General features: G+C 65.0%; 1 protein-coding gene. It reads right to left on the minus strand.

What is annotated here, in order from left to right; genetic code table 11:
• Positions 1-237, minus strand: a 237-nt coding sequence (locus SB660_RS23675) for a hypothetical protein (protein ID WP_410585033.1), incomplete at both ends; no start/stop codon positions are given.

The following is a 237-nucleotide window of genomic DNA, read 5'->3' on the forward strand; positions in this document are numbered from 1 at the left end:
GTCAGGGGGACGATAAGCGTGCCGTCGGTGCGGCGGTGGGCGATGCCTGTTGGCACGACGACGATGCGTTCCCGCGGTGGCTTCACGAACTTGTCGCCGATGCGGATGAGGTTCGTCGACGCTGCGTCTACAGAGCCCTGGCCGAGTTTGACCTCGATCGCGAGCCACTCGCCATCTGCCGCTTCGACGATGACATCGATCTCGTCGCGCCCCTTCGCGTCGCGGTAGTGGAACACG

The organism is Bacillus sp. SIMBA_005 (assembly GCF_046535585.1).
Taxonomy (GTDB): Bacteria; Bacillota; Bacilli; order Bacillales; family Bacillaceae; genus Bacillus; species Bacillus pumilus.